At 65.6% G+C, this 18,689-nt stretch carries 18 protein-coding genes; 16 read left to right on the plus strand and 2 right to left on the minus strand.

The features are described from left to right. Positions 1-153 precede the first annotated feature (153 nt). The 11 genes from ACILR9_RS13340 (at position 154) to ACILR9_RS13390 (ending at position 14,224) form a co-directional block, all read left to right on the plus strand. On the plus strand, positions 154-1,200 hold the full coding sequence (locus ACILR9_RS13340; RefSeq protein WP_395710423.1) for a glycosyltransferase: 1,047 nt from the start codon (positions 154-156) through the stop codon (positions 1,198-1,200). Continuing rightward, entirely contained in the window at positions 1,200-2,498 is a 1,299-nt protein-coding gene (locus ACILR9_RS13345; protein WP_395710424.1) for a hypothetical protein, read from the plus strand. The genes ACILR9_RS13340 and ACILR9_RS13345 overlap by 1 nt, the downstream gene beginning before the upstream one ends. 307 nt (positions 2,499-2,805) lie before the next feature. Beyond that, positions 2,806-3,984: a glycosyltransferase family 4 protein gene (locus tag ACILR9_RS13350; RefSeq protein WP_395710425.1), complete on the plus strand. Its 1,179-nt coding sequence runs from the start codon at positions 2,806-2,808 to the stop codon at positions 3,982-3,984. 35 nt (positions 3,985-4,019) lie between these two features. Then, the gene (locus ACILR9_RS13355; RefSeq protein WP_395710426.1) at positions 4,020-5,498 is read left to right on the plus strand and encodes a hypothetical protein; all 1,479 of its coding nucleotides are present in this window, start codon (positions 4,020-4,022) and stop codon (positions 5,496-5,498) included. Between the two features lie 31 nt (positions 5,499-5,529). Continuing rightward, positions 5,530-6,714 carry a glycosyltransferase gene (locus ACILR9_RS13360; RefSeq protein WP_395710427.1) on the plus strand — a complete coding sequence of 395 codons (1,185 nt, stop codon included), beginning with the start codon at positions 5,530-5,532 and terminating at the stop codon, positions 6,712-6,714. Continuing rightward, on the plus strand, positions 6,711-7,853 hold the full coding sequence (locus ACILR9_RS13365; RefSeq protein WP_395710428.1) for a hypothetical protein: 1,143 nt from the start codon (positions 6,711-6,713) through the stop codon (positions 7,851-7,853). Before ACILR9_RS13360 ends, ACILR9_RS13365 begins: the two co-directional genes overlap by 4 nt. Before the next feature lie 370 nt (positions 7,854-8,223). Then, positions 8,224-8,904, plus strand: a complete 681-nt coding sequence (locus ACILR9_RS13370; RefSeq protein ID WP_395710429.1) for a hypothetical protein — start codon at positions 8,224-8,226, stop codon at positions 8,902-8,904. A gap of 163 nt (positions 8,905-9,067) precedes the next feature. Next, entirely contained in the window at positions 9,068-10,324 is a 1,257-nt protein-coding gene (locus tag ACILR9_RS13375; protein WP_395710430.1) for an outer membrane beta-barrel protein, read from the plus strand. 7 nt (positions 10,325-10,331) lie between these two features. Next, entirely contained in the window at positions 10,332-10,949 is a 618-nt protein-coding gene (locus ACILR9_RS13380; RefSeq protein WP_395710431.1) for a polysaccharide biosynthesis/export family protein, read from the plus strand. Positions 10,950-11,145: 196 nt separating this feature from the next. Beyond that, entirely contained in the window at positions 11,146-13,494 is a 2,349-nt protein-coding gene (locus tag ACILR9_RS13385; RefSeq protein WP_395710432.1) for a GumC family protein, read from the plus strand. Positions 13,495-13,576: 82 nt separating this feature from the next. Then, on the plus strand, positions 13,577-14,224 hold the full coding sequence (locus tag ACILR9_RS13390; RefSeq protein WP_395710433.1) for a hypothetical protein: 648 nt from the start codon (positions 13,577-13,579) through the stop codon (positions 14,222-14,224). Positions 14,225-14,254: 30 nt separating this feature from the next. Here ACILR9_RS13390 and ACILR9_RS13395 read toward each other — a convergent pair whose 3' ends face one another. Both ACILR9_RS13395 and ACILR9_RS13400 read right to left on the minus strand, forming a co-directional pair. Then, entirely contained in the window at positions 14,255-14,515 is a 261-nt protein-coding gene (locus tag ACILR9_RS13395; RefSeq protein ID WP_395710434.1) for a hypothetical protein, read from the minus strand. A gap of 4 nt (positions 14,516-14,519) precedes the next feature. After that, positions 14,520-15,041 carry a DUF1993 family protein gene (locus ACILR9_RS13400; protein WP_395710435.1) on the minus strand — a complete coding sequence of 174 codons (522 nt, stop codon included), beginning with the start codon at positions 15,039-15,041 and terminating at the stop codon, positions 14,520-14,522. Between the two features lie 170 nt (positions 15,042-15,211). On the opposite strand from ACILR9_RS13400, the gene ACILR9_RS13405 reads away from it, so the two are divergent. The 5 genes from ACILR9_RS13405 to ACILR9_RS13425 all read left to right on the plus strand — a co-directional run bounded on the left by ACILR9_RS13405 (position 15,212) and on the right by ACILR9_RS13425 (position 18,652). Then, positions 15,212-15,928, plus strand: coding sequence for a glutathione S-transferase N-terminal domain-containing protein (locus tag ACILR9_RS13405; RefSeq protein WP_395710436.1), 717 nt, complete (start codon positions 15,212-15,214; stop codon positions 15,926-15,928). Positions 15,929-16,235: 307 nt separating this feature from the next. Next, the gene (locus ACILR9_RS13410) at positions 16,236-16,961 is read left to right on the plus strand and encodes a DUF2076 domain-containing protein (RefSeq protein ID WP_395710437.1); all 726 of its coding nucleotides are present in this window, start codon (positions 16,236-16,238) and stop codon (positions 16,959-16,961) included. A 42-nt stretch (positions 16,962-17,003) separates the two neighbouring features. Continuing rightward, positions 17,004-17,630 carry a glutathione binding-like protein gene (locus tag ACILR9_RS13415; protein WP_395710438.1) on the plus strand — a complete coding sequence of 209 codons (627 nt, stop codon included), beginning with the start codon at positions 17,004-17,006 and terminating at the stop codon, positions 17,628-17,630. A 32-nt stretch (positions 17,631-17,662) separates the two neighbouring features. After that, the gene (locus tag ACILR9_RS13420; RefSeq protein WP_395710439.1) at positions 17,663-18,064 is read left to right on the plus strand and encodes a DUF3574 domain-containing protein; all 402 of its coding nucleotides are present in this window, start codon (positions 17,663-17,665) and stop codon (positions 18,062-18,064) included. 69 nt (positions 18,065-18,133) lie between these two features. Beyond that, positions 18,134-18,652 (plus strand): Dps family protein, encoded by a 519-nt coding sequence (locus tag ACILR9_RS13425; protein ID WP_395710440.1) that lies wholly within the window; start codon positions 18,134-18,136, stop codon positions 18,650-18,652. Positions 18,653-18,689: the final 37 nt, after the last annotated feature.

Genomic DNA, 18,689 nt, shown 5'->3' on the forward strand with positions numbered 1-18,689 from the left:
CCGCCCGAAGGGTGGCGCAGTCGAGGGACCTTTCTTACCGACGTTGCAACAAGAAAGGTCCCTCCACTGCGCCGCGCTGCGCTCGGCTTCGGCCGGGATGACAATGTTTTCTGTCAATTGCGTTCGTGCTGCTTGCAGCGAGGCCAGACGCTGATGCGGCTTCTCTTTACCGTCGATCCGGAGATCGAGGTGCCGCCGAAAACCTACGGGGGTATCGAGCGCATCGTCGATGCACTGGTGCGTCACCTGCAGGCTGCCGGACACGAGATCGCCCTGATCGCCAGGCCCGGCTCGGAATGCCCGGCAGACAGGGTCTTCCCGTGGCGGGGGCTGATCTCCCAGTCGACGCCCGACACCGTGATCAACACGTGGACGCTGTCGAAGGCGGTGAGAAGCTTCCGGCCGCACGTCATCCACAGTTTCGCGCGTCTCGCCTATCTCACGCCGCACTTGCGCGGCCGAATCCCGATCATCATGTCCTACCAGCGCTATCCCACGATGCGGACGATCCGCATGGCGCTGCGGCTGGCCAGGCCGGGCGTGGTGACGTTCACCGGCTGCAGCGAGTACATCGCCCGCCGCGGGCGGCCGGCCGGCGGCGAGTGGCACGGCATTCCCAACTTCACCGACACCGAGGCTCTGCAGTTCAACCCGAGCGTACCCGCCGATGCGCCGCTGGTGTTCCTGAGCCGTGTCGAGACGATCAAGGGGGCGGATTGGGCGATCGAGATGGCGCGCCGTACCGGGCGGCGCCTGATCATCGCCGGCAATCATGCCACGAGCGGGGAGGAGGGCGCCTACTGGAGCGACCGGATCGCGCCCTGCATCGGCCGTGACGGCATCGAGTATGTCGGGCCGGTCGACGACGTGCAGAAGAACGCCTTGCTGCGTCAGGCCCTGGCGATGGTCGTGCCGATCCAGTGGGACGAGCCGTTCGGCATCGTCTTCGCCGAGTCGCTGGCCTGTGGCACGCCGGTCATCTCCTGTCCGCGCGGAGCCCTGCCGGAAATCGTGCGACCGGGCATCGATGGATTCCTGGTGCAATCCATCGAAGAAGGGTGTGCGGCGGTCGAACGCGTCGGCGCGCTCGACCGGGCGGCCTGCCGCCGCCGCGCCGAGGAGTGCTTCTCGCCGCGCGCCGTGGTGGCGCAGTATCTCGCTCTCTATGAGCGGGTCCGCACCCGCCTGGGGACAGCCTGATGAAACGCATCGCCTTGGTGACGGGGCACTTTCCCCCCAGCAATTTGGTCGGCGGCCAGCGCGCGCGCCTGTGGTCGCAGTACCTGCCCGAGCTCGGTTGGGAGCCGATCATCGTCACCGGCGATCCGGCGATGTACGAGGAACGGCCCGACCCGGACCTCGCGCTCCTGGTGCCGAAGGGCTTGCGCGTCATCCATGCGCCGACCTATTCCAACAAGCCGATCCGGCTGGTGGGCGATATCGGCGTGCGGGCCTTCATGGGTACCTACCGCGTGCTCGCCGACCTCGCCCGCTCGGGCCAGATCGACTTCGTCATCATCACCATCCCGTCCAACTTCCTGGCGTGCGTCGGGCGGCTCATTCACCGTCGCTTCGGCATCCCCTTCGGCATCGACTATATCGATCCCTGGGTACATCGCTGGCCGGGCGTGGAGAAGGTCTTCAGCCGCGCCTGGGGCGCTCACCATCTTGGCAATATGCTCGAGCCGTGGGCGGTCCGGGGCATCTCGCTGGTGACCGGCATGTCGCTGGGCTACGTGCAAGGCATGCTCGATCGCAATCCGGAGGTCGCCAGGACCGCCGTGGTGGCGGCCATGCCGATGGGCGGCTCGCCGGAGGAGTTCGAGATCGTGCGCAGCCTTCATCGGCCGCCCTTCCTGTTCAAGCAGGGCGACGGGCGGATCAACCTGGTCTATGCCGGCGCACTGCTGCCGCGCGGCCTCACCGTGCTCGACACGTTCCTGTCGAGCCTCGGTGTGTTGCGGGACAAGGCGCCGCGTCTCGCCGAACGGATCTGCGCGCATTTCGTCGGCACCGGGACGGCGCCCGACGATCCCAAGGGCCACCAGGTCCTGCCGCGCGCCGAACGGCTCGGCGTCGCGCAGATGATCAACGAGCATCCGCATCGCATCGGCTATGTCGATGCTCTCAATCACCAGATCAACAGCGACGGCATCCTGGTGCTGGGGTCGACGGAGCCGCATTACACGCCGTCGAAGGTCTTCCAGGGCATCCTGTCGCGCCGGCCGATCTTCGGCATGCTGCACGAGGCCAGCACCGCGGTGGACATGGTGCGCCGGGCACGCGCCGGAACGGTGCTGACCGTCACCGAGACGCAGTTGCCGACGGCCGCGGCGACAGCCGAGGGTCTGCGATCGCTGCTGGAGGACAGGGCCTACGATCCGGACGCCGTCGACTGGAGTGCCTTCGAATCCTACACCGCGCGCGAGTCGACGCGGCTGATGGTGGACGCCCTCGACCGAGCCTACGCTCGAAGCAGGGTCGCCAGGGCAGCGTGAGGTGGCAGCCGTGATATCGCCGCCTGACCAGGGCATTCGCATATGGACAATGATCGCGTCATCCCGAGCGAAGCCGTCCGCAGCATGGTTTCTCCTCCCCAGCTTCGCTGGGGAGGTGTCGCCGTCTTCGGCGACGGAGGGGTCATGAGCCACAATCCCGCTGCTCATGACCCCTCCGTCGGCGATTACGCCGACACCTCCCCAGCGAAGCTGGGGAGGAGAAACCATGCTGCGCGCGGCTCCGGTCGGGATGACGGGTATTTCTTCAATATGCGAATGCCCTGGCCGCCTGACAGGGCGGCATGACATGGCGGTTCCCCGCATCGGCTTCCTGCTGAGCCATCCGATCCAGTACTACGCGCCGATCTTTCGCGCGCTGGCCAAGCGCTGCGACCTGCAGGTCTTCTTCGCCTACCGGCAACCGGCGGCTGGTCAGGCCGATGCCGGCTTCGGCGTGGCGTTCGACTGGGACATCGATCTTCTCGGCGGCTACGAGAGCAAGTTTCTTCAGAACGTCGCGCGGCATCCCTCGACCGACCGCTTCAACGGCTGTGACACGCCGGCCATCGGCCGTGAGATCGCAGAAGGCCGCTTCGACGCCCTCGTCGTGCCGGGCTGGGCCCTGCGCTCGTACTGGCAGGGCATCCTGGCGGGACGGAAGGCGGGCGTGACGGTGCTGGTTCGCGGCGACTCCCAGCTCGGCGGTCACCAGAAGCCGTGGGTCAGGCTGGCCAAGCGGCTGGTCTTCGCGCAGGTGCTGCGTCGCTTCGACGGGTTCCTCTATGTGGGCCGAAGGAATCGCGAATACCTGATGCATTATGGCGTGCCGGAAAAACGCCTGTTCTTCTCGCCGCACTGCATCGACAACGACCTGTTCGCCGCCGCCAGCGAGGCGGCACGTCGCGGCGGGCCGGCCGACGAGCGAGCACGACAGCACGTGCCGAGAATCCTGTTCGTCGGCAAGCTGATGGCGCGCAAGCGGCCGGTCGACGTCCTGCGCGCGGCCGATATGGTGGGCCGCCGGATCGGCCCCGTCGAGGTGGTGTTCGCCGGATCGGGAGAGCTCGAGCCGGAGCTCCGGCGCGTCGCGGCCGCGACGCAGGTCGCGACCACCTTCCTCGGCTTCGTGAACCAGAGCCAGCTGCCGGCTGTGTACAGCGCCGCCGATGTCATCGTCCTGCCGTCGAACTCGTCGGAGACCTGGGGGCTGGTCGTCAACGAGGCCATGGCCTGCGGCGTGCCCGCCGCGGTGTCGGAGGCGATCGGCTGTGCGCCCGACCTGGTCGAGAACGGCGTCACGGGCGCCACTTTCGCCGACGGCGACCTTGCCGGTTGCGCGCGGGCGCTCGAAAGCGTTCTGGCCCTCGATCGCGCGGCGACGCGACGTCATCTGGCCGAACGCATGGCGACCTACTCGCCGGCGCGCGCGGCCGACGGCATCGTCGAGGCGGCGTTGGCCCTTGCCGGCCGGGCGCGGGCAGAGTAGGTGCCGTTCATGCGAGGCTCGGCCGGCGTCAGCCTATGTCCACGATCACCTTAGCCAAGTCCGCCGGCGTCACGCGGCTGGATTACGACCTGCTGCGTCGCGTTGCGATGGTGTTCGGGGTCGTGAATCTGCTGCTTGCCCCGCTCATGATGGATTCGCTGGCATATGCCGGGGGTGCCGTGACGCCGTGGCTGCTGCTTCGCATCATCGGCACGCCAACCATGCCGGCCGCCGCTGCCTATCTGTTTCTCTGGCAGTGGATGCAGGTCTTCGCCCGCGTTCTGCAGGTCCAGATCGATGGCGAATCGCTGGGTGCCGGCATCCACGGGATCAATGTCACGCGAGCCTATTGGTACATGCTGGCGAGCCTGGTGGCGATGGCCGTCGCCTTTCGCGTCACATTGAGCGGGCTTCGCCCGGCCACCTATGCCGCTGCCGTCGCGCACGAGAGGTGGCGGCCGACCGATCTGATCATCGTCTATTTCGGAGCGATCGTGGTCAGCCTGGTCTTCGCCTTCGCCGGCCGGCTGGTACCGGCGCTGTTCCAGGCGATGGACGTCGCGTCGCGCCTCAAGGTCGTGGCGCTGTTCGTTCTCTGCACTTACACCTTTAGCACCGGCCAAGGCATGAAGTTCATGCTGGGGGCGGTGTTCTTCGAGATCCTGGTCGGCTTCACCGGCTTCTTCTCGGATTTTCGCGGCGTGTTCATCTACGTTGCGGTCGCGGCGATCGCGGCGCGCATCCGGTGGACGACGATGTCCAGCATCGCCGCGGTCGTCTGGGTGTCGCTGCTTCTCGTGCTGGCCCTGTTCTGGACGTCGGTCAAGAACGACTATCGCGTCTATGCCAGCCAGTCCGAGGAATCGCAGGAGATCAAGGTCCCGCTCAGCGAACGCATGGCCTATCTCGGCGAGAAGGTGACATCGGCCGACGGCATCAACTGGAGCGATGCCGCCTATACGCTGCTCATTCGCTTGGCCTATGTCGACATTTTCGGCGCCGTGATCGGGGTGCAGGAATCGTCGCCGGAGCCCGAGCCTTACCGGCAATGGAGCGAGGCTTTCGGTCACGTCTTCCAGCCGCGCTTCCTGTTTCCCGACAAGCCCCAACTCCTCGACTCGGACGTCTATATGCGCCTGGCCCGCAGCGACCCAGCCGAGCATGCCCGCGTGGGCACGTCGATCAGCGTCGGCTATATGGGCGAGAACTTCGCCGATTTCGGTTTTCCGGGCATGCTGTTCGGCATCGTGTTCCTCGGTGTCATGCTCGGTTTGGTCACGCGCTTCTTCATGTCCTCGAACCTGCCCCTGATGGTGCGCGAAGGCATCGTCATGGGGTTCGTCTTCAGCATGGCCCGTGACGGCGTCGAGGTGTCGTTGCCCAAGGTCCTGGGCGGCATGTTCATGTTCTTCCTGGTGTTCAGCCTGATCGCCAGGTTCGGGCTTCCGATCGTCGTCCGCTGGCTCGACACGCGGGCCGCCGAAGCGCGTGCCAGGGCCGCCTCCGTGTCATGATCGCGCCGTCGCAGCATTGAGAGACGGGCCGTTGCGGCTGCTCCATGTCGTTCCGACCTATCTGCCGGCAGTCCGCTACGGCGGACCGATTCGCTCCGTCCACGCGCTGTGCCGGGGGTTGGCCGGCGAGGGACACGACGTCCACGTCTTCACGACCAGCGTCGATGGTCCGTCCGACAGCGATGTACCGTTGCTCGAGACGGTCGATCTCGAAGGCGTGAAGGTCACCTACTTCCCGAGCCGCAATCTCCGGCGACTCTATTGGTCGCCCGCCATGGGGAAGGCCCTCGCGGCCACGGTGGCGGGTTTCGATCTCGTGCACCTGCACGCGATCTACCTGTGGCCGATCTGGGCGGGCGCGCGGGCGGCCCGCCGCCACGGGGTCCCCTACGTCATGTCGCCTCGCGGCATGCTGGTCCCCGAGTTGATCCGGCGAAAGAATCGCTGGGTGAAGACGGCCTGGATCGAGCTGATCGAGCGCGGCAACCTCGAACGGGCGGCGGCCATTCACGTCACCTCGTCGGTCGAGGCCGAGCATGTCGCGAGCTTCGGCTGGCCTCTGCGGCGGCTCGCCATGATCCCGCATGGCGTCGACGATCCGCCGGCGCCTTCGGCGGCGACGCCTGCCGCGGATATCGCCGACGCTGTTGCGGCCGGCCCCGTCGTGCTGGCGCTCGGCCGGATCAGCTGGGAGAAGGGGCTGGACCGGCTCGTCGCGGCACTGCCCGAGGCGCCGCAAGCCCGCGTCGTCCTGGCGGGTGGCGACGCCGATGGTCAAGCCGCGCGGCTTGCCGCCCAGGCGCGCGAGCTGGGCGTGGCGGATCGCGTCGCGATTGTCGCGCGGCATGTCGATGGCGTCGACAAGGAGGCGCTGTTCGCGGCGGCGCAGCTCTTCGCCATGACCTCGCTGTCGGAGAATTTTGGCCTGGCTGCCTTCGAGGCCCTGCGCCGTGGTGTACCCGTGCTGGCGACGTCGGGGGTCGGAATGGCCGAGGTGGTGCGTGACACCGGCGCCGGCCGGGTGGTCGATGCGACGCCGACGGCAATCGCCGCAGCGCTCAGGGAGATGCTGGCGGATCCGCAGCGCTGTCGGATGATGGGCGAGGCCGGGCGTGCTCGCGTGATCGGATCGTACAGCTGGCCGGCAATCGCCCGCCGCATGGCGGCGCTTTACGCATCCCTGCTCGGCGGAAAGTCGGCTGCGGCCGCCGCATGATGGATTTGCTGGCGAAGAGCCCCTTCGATCCGGTGGAGGAGCCGAAAATCGTGATCATCGCCGACTGGCTGCCGCCCGATTTTGGCGCCGTTGGCCAGTACATGCAGATGCGCGCGCAGGCGCTCGCCGAGCAAGGCCACGATGTGACGCTGATCGGCCTTGCCTCCTCGGGCAGCGCGACTCGCAGCGGTGCCAGAGGGCAGGGGCGACTCACGGAGCTGCGGCTCTCAGCGACGTCCGTGCCGCGAACCTCGTTGCTGCGGCGTCTGCTGTGGACGATCTGGACCAACGTGCGGCTGGTCGCAGCCGGCTTTCGGAGCCTGCGGGCGGCGGATGGCATTCTTTTCACCGGTTCGCCGCCGTTCCTGATCCACTTGCTGGCGCCGTTGCGCTTCCTGTGGCGGGGCAGGCTGGTCTATCGGATCACGGACTTCCATCCGGAGTGCCTGATCGCCGCGCGAGACAGGCCCTCATGGGCGCTCGGGATCCTGCTGTCTCTCACGAACTTCTGGCGCCGGCGGGTCGACGGATTCGAGGTGCTGGGTCTCGACCAGCGCCGCCGCCTGCAAGAGACGGGCGTGCCGGAACGGCGCATGACCCTGGTGCGCGATGGCTCGCCGGTCATGTTCACGGGACAGGAGCATGCGGAGCCCCTGCCGCAGCCTCTGGCAGGCACCGTCGTGCTGCTCTACTCGGGGAACTACGGCGTGGCGCATGAGGTCGAGACGGTCGTCGCCGGATACGAGCGGCATCACCGGCAGGGGTCGGGCCGGGTGCACTTGTGGCTCAGCGCCACGGGAGGAGGGGCGGATGAGGTCGCGATGCGCCTCAGTGGGCGAGGTCTGCCCATCCACAAATCGGCTCCGGTGCCGCTGGAGCGCCTTGCGGGACTTCTGCTGGCCCCTGCCGCTCATCTCGTGACTCTGAGGGATGCCTTCGTCGGTTTCGTGATGCCGTCGAAGATTTACGCCTGCGTCGCCTCAGGACGCCCGATCCTGTTCGTCGGCAGCGCCGACTCGGACGTCGACCTGATCGCCCGGGAAGGCCGCGCAGACTATTGGCATGTTGTGTGCGGAGATGTCGCAGGCTTTGCCGCCGCCCTCGAAGCAATTGCCGACGCCCAGCAGCCGAGACCATAGACGCCGTGTTTTCGACATCCGCATGGCGCCAGCGACAGCGGTCGGATCGAAGGGCAGAACGCGGTCGCAATGTTGTCTCAATTATTGCGTTGCGCCTGCAGTTTTAGCGACTATAATTATCGCTGTGGGAACGCTAGCCAGGTTTTGCGGAGCAGCCGTGGGAAGCAGCTCCGACGAGGCCGACAAAGAGTCGTGGATCATCGCATCGTCCGACGCAAAATCGAAGTCTTGGCATGGTCGAGGGGATTCGATACTTTGTATGGTAGGCTAGGCGAAAAACGGCCGGACAGCCTTGAGCGGGGTCCGAGTCGTCAGGACGAAGTGACCTGAGCCGCACCGGCGGCAGTCACGATGGTGGGGCTGGGTACCGATGATCAACATTTCGCTGCTCTTGCAAGGGTTCCTCCTGACCTTCGTCAGCGCCGTGGCATCGACCCTCATTTGGGTTGGCATCACGGACGCGCAGTCATGGCTGACGGCGACGGCCGGTCAGACGGAAGAGGGCCAGCAACTCGCCCAGGGCAACTCCCCGATGCAGGGGGCGGGTCCCCTGCAGGACGCCGGGCCGCTGCAAGGAGCAGGTCCGCTGCAGGATGCCGGCCCGTTGCAGGGTGCAGGGCCTCTCCAGGGAGCTGGTCCGCTGCAGGGAGCGATCCCGCTGCAGAATGTTCTGCCGCTGCCGCCCGCTTCCGATGCGTTGGACGAGGCGGTTCCTGGGACGATGTTGACCGAGGTGCCGAATATCCCATTGATTCCGACCGAGCTGACGTCGACCCAGATCGTCGCGTTGAGCAGCGGCGATACCAGCGTGATGAACCAGCTGATCGGTCAGTTGCTGGGCGGCAACGTCAACCCGACTGTCATCCAGCAGATCATCAACGTCCTGACGGCCGGTCCGGCCGCGCCGGAGTCGTCGCCGATTCTTGTCGCCATTGCGCCGAGTGGCGGCACCGCACCAGCCACGATTACCGGCACGCCATCGTCTACACCGATCACTTCGCCGCTGCCGCCGGCGGTCCTGCCGCCGACCACCTATGTCAGCAACCAGTAACGTATGCGGGTTGAGGCGGAATTTCTACCAGCCTGCCCTTGGGCCCTTGGCTGGATGGTCCGCCAGTCCCCCGATGATTAGAGCAGCCCGCTCGCGACTTGCATGGTCGCCGGTCCTGGGTTGGGTGCTGCTGTCCTGTGCTGCGACGGGAGCGCAAGCCCAGGTGACCGACGCGCCCGCGATCGAGTTTGTCCACGAGCAAACGCCGATCGTGGATCTGTTGAATTTGCCGGGCTCACCGGTGGGTGCCCTCGGGCAAAGATCGCCTTCCGAGCTCGGCATGTCGCTTGGCGCCTTCACCTTGTACCCCCAGGTCGATCTTCTTGTCGGCTTCGATGACAACGTTTTCGCTACGCCGGCGCCGGCGATCGGATCGGCATTCACGGTCATTCGGCCGCAACTCGAGTTGCGATCGGAATGGCTCAACCACTATCTGCGATTGCTGGCCGGCGGTGGCTTCGGATTCTATGCGGCGGCGCCGACCCAGAATTTCCAGAACTACAACATCCGGCTCGATGGCCGGCTCGATATCAGGAACGACTTCTACCTGACCGGCCTCGTTGCGTTTCAACGTGCCACCGAGGCGCTGGGAACGCCCAACGTGACCTTCTCCCAGGCGCCGACCGTCGCCGATTCGCTGGCCGCGGAGGTTTCGCTCTATCAGAGGTTCAATCGGTTCTTCTACCAGCTGACCGCGACGGCGACGAAGTATTGGTACTACGAATACAGCAACATCGCGTCGCTGGGCCTGCCAGCCCAGAGTCGCAATCGCACCGAGTTCGAGGAACGGGTCCGCCTGGGATACGAGGTGTCGGAAGGCATTTCGGTGTGGCTCCAGCCGGGGATCAACCAGCGGCGCTATGAAAGTCCGACCAACACGGTTGGGCAGCAGCGCGATTCGAACGGCTGGTTCATGAATCTGGGGGCAACGGCGGTCCTCAGTCCGAAGACGCAGCTCGAAGGCTTTGTCGGCTACCAGACGCTGAGCTATCCGGCGGACGGCACGTCGACCAATTCGATGATCTTTGGTTTGAGAGGGGTCTGGAACGGCTACGAACCGCTGACCCTGCGTCCGGCGATCATGAGGAGCATCAACGAGTCGGCGCTGATCAACTATCAGAACTACATCTCGACCACGATCGGCGTCGATTTTACCTATCAAATCAATGGTCCGTGGCAGGCAGTGGGCGGCGTCGCCTACAACATTGCCGAGTTCACGCCGGCCTTCGGCGTGGCCAACGTGAACCCGCGAACCGATTATTTCTTCAGGGGATCGATCGGCCTGCTGTACTCCATCCGCCCGCAGATCCAGATCGGGCCGCTGTACGAATATGCATCGGGGTGGTCGACCGACGTGGCTGCCGGTGGGCCAGCGTACACCCGCAACATTTTCTCCATTCGGCTGGTGGCGAGGCACTGACGGCGATATGAGCAGCACCGGCATCCTCAGTGTATTTCGCAGAGCGATCGGCGGCCTGATGTCGATAGCGGTCGGTCTCGGGTTGGCGGCTTGCGATCCGCAGCCTCCGATGACGACCCAGACTCTTCAACAGCCATCGCAGATGACCCAGACGATAAGGATGGGCGAATACCGGGTCGCTCCGGGCGACAAGCTGCGCGTCGTCGTGCTCTCCGATACCGAGTTGTCGGGTGAGTACGAGGTCGATTCGGTGGGAGCGATTTCCCCTCGTCTGGCCGGTCGGACCCAGGTGGTCGGCATGACCACGCCTGAGATCGAGGACACGCTGCGCAACCGCTACAAGGCCGACGGTGTCCTGCTGACTCCGCGCCTCAGCGTCGAATTGATGACCCGGCGGCCTTTTTATGTGGTCGGCGAGGTCGTTCGGCCGGGCGCCTTTGCGTTCGTATCGGGAATCAACGTCGTCCAAGCTGTCGCCATAGCGGGCGGCTACACCCGCCGTGCCTCGAAAACGCGGATGACAATCCAGCGTTTCAATACGACCATCGGGTCGGAGGAGACGGTGACTGAGGACAGTCCAGTCGGGCCGGGAGACATCATCCGGGTGCCCGAAAGGTGGTTTTAAGGGATCTTTGATAGAGTCGTTGCGTAGCGTGACCGCGACGGGCGGTGTGGGACTGCCCGTTCGGAAGTTGCGGCTTGCAAGAGTGGCCCTGGGAAGCCGTTTTTGCTGACCGCAGGAGAGTGGAGCGAAGACTTTTCGTTGTCGTGGGGTTGGGATGAGATCGTTTTCAAGGGCTGACCAGAGCGTGGATGAGTCAGTGCTAAGCCGAGTCGCGCCAGTTGCCGATGGCGGCAATCTGGCGCCTGCGCCGGTAACGGTACGCGCCAACGATGCGTCCGCCGAGCTGTGGTCGTGGCTGCACCTGCTCAACCGCCGCAAGGCGATGATCGTCGGCTGCGGCCTGATCGCGGTCGCGCTGATGGCCGTGATGATTGCCCAGCAGACGCCGCTCTACAAGGCGTCGGCCCGGATCATGCTGGATACGCGCACCTTCAAGGTGGTCAGCACCGAAGCGGCCCTGTCGGGCGTCGACACGCTCAACATGGGGGCGATCCAGAGCGAGCTCGAGGTCATCAAGTCGGATTTTCTGATCGCCCGCGTCGTCGACAAGCTTGGGCTGGCCAATCTGCCGGACTTCAATGGCACCAAGCCGCCGGGATTCATCGACCGCTCGCTCGCGCCGTTGCGGGAACTGTGGAGCACCGGCATCGCGAAGCTGCTGGCGCCGATCACGTCCAATTCCTCCGAGCCCGAAGAGTCGGCCAAGACTTCGGCTCCCACCGAGGAGAACGATCCCCGTCGCCTGGCGGCAATCGGCGCGGTGTCAGGCCACCTCAGCGTGACCCTGCTTGGCCGTACCTTCGTCATCGTCGTGACCGTCGAGAGCCCGGACGGGACAATGTCTGCCAAGATCGCCAATGCCATCGCCGACGCCTACCTGTCCGACCAGATCGACAGCAAGAACGAGGCGAACAAGAAGGCGACCGATTGGCTGGAGCAGCGCCTCGCCGAGTTGCGCCGCAACCTGCAGGCGGCCGAGGAGGCCGTGGCGGCCTATCGCCGCGACAAGGGGCTGGCGGGCAGCCCCGAGGGTAATGTCTCGACCCAAACCTTGTCCGACCTCAACACCAGGTACACGCAGGCGCGTGGCCGCCGCGTCGAGAAGGAAGCTCGGCTGGTCGCCTTGAGCAAGGCGAGCCTCAATCCCAGCGAGCTGGCCAACATCGCCGAGGTCGCGGGCAACACGACGCTCGCGGCGCTGCGCATCCAGGATGTCGAGCTCAGCCGCAAGCTGGCCGAGCTCGGCGCTCAGCTCGGCGAGAATCACCCGCGCCTGGTCCAGGTCCGCAATGAGCTGAATGCGGTGCGCGCCCGCTTCCTGAGCGAGACCCAGCGCATCACCCTGGCGGTGAGGGCGGAGCTCGATGCCGCCAAGGCCGAGGAGGAGGAGCTCAAGGAGATGGTGGACAAGGCCTCCGTCGTCTCCGGAACGGCGACCCAGTACGAGGCCGAGCAGAAGCAGCTCGAGCGCGAAGCCCAATCCAACCGGACGCTCTACGAGAGCTTCCTGACCCGATACAAGGAATTGCGCCAGCAGCAGGACATCCAGCGCGCCGATGCCCGCATCCTGTCCTACGCCTCGCCGTCCTACACGCCGTCCTCGCCCAACTACAAGACCGGCCTGCTGACCGCCTTCATCATCGGCTGCATGCTCGGGATGGCGGGCGCCGTGGCGGCCGAAAAGCTGGACCGCGTGTTCCGTTCGGCGGCGCAGATCGAGGAGGCCACCGGCGTCAACGTTCTCGGCATGATCCCGGAGGTCAAGGGAGCCTCCGGTGCCCGGGCCAGCGTCGTCGGCCAGGTGCTGGACAACACCACGTCGCCGGCGGCGGAGGCCGTTCGTGCGGTCTTTACCGCCATCACGTTGGGCAGTCTCGACCGGCCGCCCAAGGTGGTTGCCATCACCTCGTCGACGCCGAGCGAGGGCAAGACCACCTTCGTCGCGTCGCTGGGTGGGCTGCTGACCAAGATGAACGCATCGCGCCGTGTGCTGATCGTCGATCTCGACCTGCGTCAGGCGAGCATGTCGGCGGCGCTCGGCCTGCGCGATCGAGGCGGTACAATCGATGAATATCTGATGGGCCTGCGCTCGCTCGACGAATGCATCCGGCGTCATGATTTGTCGGGCGTCGACTACATCTGCGCGCGTCCCAATACGCCCAACGCGCCGGAAATTCTCGAATCGCATGCCATGAGATCGGCGCTGGCGACGTTCGCCGATCGCTACGATCTGGTGATCCTCGATGGTCCGCCGGTCATGGCCGTGTCGGATGCCCGCATCATTGCCCGTCTCGCCGACTACACCGTGTTCGTGGTGCAGTGGGCCAAGACGCCGCGCGAAGTGGTCAAGGCGGCGATCAGCGCCTTGCTGGCGGTGACCAGCCATGTCGGTATCGTCATCAACCGGGTCAATCTCGCCAAGCATGCGCGCTACGGCTACGGCGATCACAGCGACTACTATTCCCGCTATCAGGGCTACTACAGCGACGAAAGCGATGAGCCACCGAAGCCAGTCAGGCGGCCATCACTGAAGCTGGCGAAGTAGGTCGCGGACCGCTCACGCAATCGTAAGCAGTCAATTCAGGTCCTCCATGGCAGGTTCCCGGCCTGCCTGCATGGAGGACCTCATGACTATTCGTCGTTCGATGACGAGCCGCCGCCCGCTGTTGGCCGGCGCGGCGGCCGCGCTGCTGGGCTGTGCTGCCGTCTCCGCGGCCGAGGCCCAGACACCCCCGGCGAGCCCGCCAACTCGCCTGCGTGGCGCGATTGCTGCGATCGACGGCAAGACCGCGACCATCGCAACCCGGGAGGGCGCGTCGGTGCCCGTCAAGCTCGCCGACAACTGGGCCGTCCTGCTGGTCAGTCCGCTCACCCTGGCCGACATCAAGCAGGGCAGCTTCGTCGGCGTTGCGTCGTTGAAGGGACCGGACGGTTCGCTGAACGCCCTTGAGGTCCTGGTCTTTCCCGAAGCGGCGCGCGGCAGCAACGAGGGCCATTATCCGTGGGACCTGCAGCCCGAGAGCCTCATGACCAACGCCACGGTGTCGACGGCGGCGTCAACCGGCGACGGCCAGACGTTGACCCTCACCTACAAGGACGGCTCGCAGACCATCAAGGTGAAGCCGGGCACGCCGATCGTCACCTTCGCCCCGGGCGACCGCGCCGACGCCAAGGTCGGCGCCAAGGTTTTCCTGGGTGCCGCCAAGGCCGCCGACGGCAGCCTGTCGGCAACCCGACTGCTGGTCGGCAAGGACGGCCTGACGCCGCCGATGTGAGGGCTGGGAGCACGCCGCGCTCCGCCGCCGTCAGGCCTTGACCGCGCGCCGCAGGGCGGCGCGGGCGAGCAGGCGAGTCGAATCGAGGCTCGGCAGCGGCGAATCGCTCACGGCCGGCCAGTCGTGGCGCTCGATCGCCCGCACGTATTCGGCGAGCGACGGGGTGTGCATCGAGATCTCCGGATGGGCGTGTGCCCCGAGCAGGCTCGCCCCTTCGACGCAGATGGTGCGATAGCACAGCGCCGCACCTTCGGCCGAGCAGGCGACGATGCCGATATGGCGCGGCGGCATGGCGTCAGCTCTTCAGGCGCATCCTGCCGAGGAAATCGCGCTTGCCCAGAGGCACGCCCTTAATGCGCAGGATGTCGTAGGCGGTCGTGGCATGGAAAAAGAAATTCGGCATCGAGAACGACTGGATGAAGCCCTCGGCGGTGAACGGGATCTTGGTGTCTCGGATCTGGAACACGACATCCTTGCCCTCGCAGGCATTGACCTCGTCGGGCTTGATCTTCTGCAGCTCGTCGCGCGCCTCCGTGACCATCTTCTGCAGGCCGGCAAAGTCGAGCTCGCCCAGCGGCGCCGGCGGCCCGAACAGACCTGCCTTGATGCCGCGGATCGCACCGATCGAATGGTGCGCTACCGCCACGATCTGGAAGCGGAACGGCAGCATGTCTGAAAACAGGCGATGGTCGACCACGGTGCCGACGTCGATGTTGTTGTCCTTGAAGTGAGTGGCCGCGCGGGCCAGGAAGCCTTCGACGGCGCCGGTGATCTGCAGGTAGCTGGGGACGCTGAGGTCGTAGAGTGAGATAGCCATGGCGTGGTGTCCTCCCGCGTGGAAAGTCTTGCCATCCGTCGGGCTAGTGGCGAACAGCCGATCGGTCAAGCCTCGGCGGTCGAGACGCGCGGGAAGGGCTTCTTGCCTTCGCCCCGTTGCCCCACTGCGCTAGGGTCCTGCCAACGCAATCGCTCCCGGAGACACGCATCATGATCGACCTTTACTACTGGCCGACGCCGAACGGCTGGAAGATCTCCATCATGCTGGAGGAGTGCGGCCTGCCGTACAAGTTGGTTCCGGTGAACATCGGCACCGGCGAGCAATTCAAGGCGGACTTCCTGAGCATCAGTCCCAACAACCGAATGCCGGCGATCGTCGATCACGATCCGCCGGGTGGCGGAGCGCCGGTGTCGGTGTTCGAGTCTGGCGCCATTCTGCAATACCTGGCCGAGAAGTCCGGCCGCTTCATGCCCAAGGACCTGCGCGGCAAGTACGAGGTGCTGCAGTGGGTCAACTGGCAGATGGGCGGACTGGGCCCGATGGCGGGGCAGGCGACGCACTTCAATGTCTATGCGCCGCAGTTCAATGCCCCGGAAGCTCTGAGCTATGGTCAGAGCCGCTATACCAACGAGGTCAACCGGCTGTTCGGCGTCCTGAACAAGCGGCTGGTCGACCGGCCGTTCGTTGCAGGCGATTGTTCGATCGCCGACATGGCGATCTGGCCGTGGGTTGTGCGATGGGAGAACTTCAAGCAGAACTTGGACGACTTCCCGAACCTCAAGAAATGGTTCGAGGAATCGATGGGCCAGCGGCCCGCCGTCATCAGGGGCAAGGCGGTCGGCGCCGAGTTGCGCCAGACCCCCGGCATCAACACCGAAGAGCAACGCCGCGTCCTGTTCGGCCAGACCGCCGCCGTGGTGCGCTGACCGACTGGAAGGGCGACCTGCTTCCGACGCTGGTTTCGCCAGCAACCATCGTCAGGCGATGGGATGATGAAATCAAAGGTCCCTCGGCGCGCTCGGGATGGCAGCACTACTGGCGTCACAGTACGGATGTCATCCCGAGCGCCGCGAGGAACCTTTCCTTTTGTGTCGCTGCAGCACTGTCAACGATCTGTCTTGGCAAGGCCCGATAGTGCCCTGAACACGGCGTTCAGGGGCTCTCGCCGACCCTTGACGCTCGGCGCCTGGACAACCACGTTGAGGTGCCCGCAACTGGGGTGAGAGGGATGTCATGCAAGCACAGGAACGTGAGCTGATCGCCGGTCTGTTCGGTCGCCTGCAGCCGTTCGAATCGCAACCGCGCGACCTGGAAGCGGAAGCGTTGATCAAGGATTTCATGGCCCGCCAGCCGGCTGCCGGCTATCTCCTGGTTCAGGCCGTGCTCGTGCAGGAGCATGCGCTCAAGGCAGCGCAGGATCGTATCGCCGAGCTCGAGGCGAGTGCCAAGGAGGCGCCGCCGGCCGCAGCAGCACCGGGCTTCCTGGGCAGTGCGCCGAAGCTCGGTCCTTGGGGAGCCTCGGCGACAGCGCCGCGAACCTCGGTTCCGACGACGCCGCCCGCACCCATGGCACCACCCGCACCGCAGACTCGCTCGCCGCTGCAGGCCGCGTTGTCGCCGCAAGCAGGGGGCGGCGGCGGCGGCTTCCTGCGCACGGCCATGATGACGGCGGCCGGAGTCGCGGGCGGTGCGCTGCTGTTCGAGGGCATCCGCGGGTTGCTGAACAACAGTGCCAGCCCGTTCGGCCAGGCCCAGACGGCGCAGCCGTCGCCATTGCTGCCGCCGGATTCGATCCCGCAGCAGCAGCAGGCTTGGTCCGATACGACATCGGCGGACAATCAGTACCAGGCCGACAGCCAGCACCAGACTGACGATCAGTTCCAGCAGGACCAACAGTATCAGGACGACTACGATACGGCTTCGGTCGACGATGGAGGGTCGGACGACAGCTGGACCTGAGCGGCGCCGACGTTTCGAAGATCAAAGGGGGAGAAGAAGACAATGATCGAATTGCATACGTGGGGCACGCCCAACGGCCGCAAGGTCTCCATCATGCTCGAGGAATGCGGGCTGCCCTACAGCGTGCACAAGATCGACATTTCCAAGGGCGAGCAGTTCAAGCCGGAGTTTCTGCGCATCAGCCCCAACAACCGCATTCCCGCGATCGTCGATCCCGACGGTCCGGGCGGAAAGCCGTACAGCCTGTTCGAGTCGGGTGCGATCCTGATCTACCTCGCCGACAAGACCGGCAAGTTCCTGCCCACGGACCCCGTGAAGAAGTACGACGCGCTGCAATGGCTGATGTGGCAGATGGGTGGCGTGGGGCCGATGTTCGGCCAGGCGCATCACTTCCTGCGCGCGGCACCGACCAAGATCGAGTACGGCATCAAGCGTTATGTCGATGAAGCCAAGCGGTTGTACGGCGTTCTCGACAAGCAGCTCGCCGTGAACGCTTTCGCCGCCGGCGCCGACTACACCATTGCCGACATGGCCATCTTCCCGTGGGCGGCCCGGCACGAATGGCACACCGTCAACCTGGCCGATTTTCCCAACGTCAAACGCTGGTTCGATACCGTCAACGCCCGTCCGGCCGTGACCAGGGGCATGGCGGTTCCGTACCTGAATTGATGGCGTTTGGCAGACGCTCTTTGCCGGCGGCGATGGCGGCCCTCGCCATCGCCGGGGCAAGCGGCGATGCCTTGGCGCAGGGCGGCCCGGCGACGGTTTGCGTCGCGCCGCTCAAGCCGGCCCTGTCCGTCGAGCTCTATTTCGGCCGTGGCAAGCCCGAGGGCGGCGAGGTAAGCGATGACGAGTGGGAGGACTTTCTCGCCACCGAGGTGACGCCGCGCTTTCCTGACGGGCTCAGCGTCATGGACGTCAGGGGACAGTACCGCGGCTCGTCTGGAAGGGCTGTGTCCGAGCGCTCCAAGCGCCTGCACGTCGTGGTGTTCGATTCGCCGACCTACGTGGCGAAGATCGCCGAGATCATCGACCTCTATCGCCAGCGCTTCCGTCAGGAATCCGTGCTTCGGACGGAGCGCAGCCTGTGTGCCGCCTTGTAGCGCGCGACCGGTTCACCCTGTCGGGGAGGCCGGCTAGATTTGTTCGTACACCGCCAGGAGAGTCCGTTCATGAGCAACGACGCGAAGTCCCGCAAGACCGCCAACCTCGCTACGCCGTCCGATCTCGGCGCCAATGCCACCAAGGAGCTGGCGGGCGGCCTCAACATCCTGCTGGCTGACGTCTATGCGCTCTACCTCAAGACCAAGAACTTCCATTGGCACGTGTCGGGCCCGCACTTCCGCGACTACCATTTGCTGCTCGACGAGCAGGCGACGCAGATCGACGCCATGACCGATGCCATCGCCGAGCGGGTGCGCAAGCTCGGCGGCACGACCATCCGCTCGATCGGCCATATCAAGCGGCTGCAGCGCGTGCTCGACAACGACGCCGACTACGTGACCCCGCACGACATGCTGGCCGAGCTGCGCGGCGACAACATCGAGCTCAACAAGCACATGCGGACGCTCCACGAGCTGTGCGACGAGCACGGCGACATCGCCACCGCGAGCCTGATCGAGAACTGGATCGACGAGACCGAGAAGCGCGTGTGGTTCCTGTTCGAGACTGGCCGGCGCATGGATGGCTGAGGCCATCGCATAGCCGGGAGCGCGCCACGAGGTGGCG

Source organism: Reyranella sp. (assembly GCF_044224635.1).
Taxonomy (GTDB): Bacteria; Pseudomonadota; Alphaproteobacteria; order Reyranellales; family Reyranellaceae; genus Reyranella.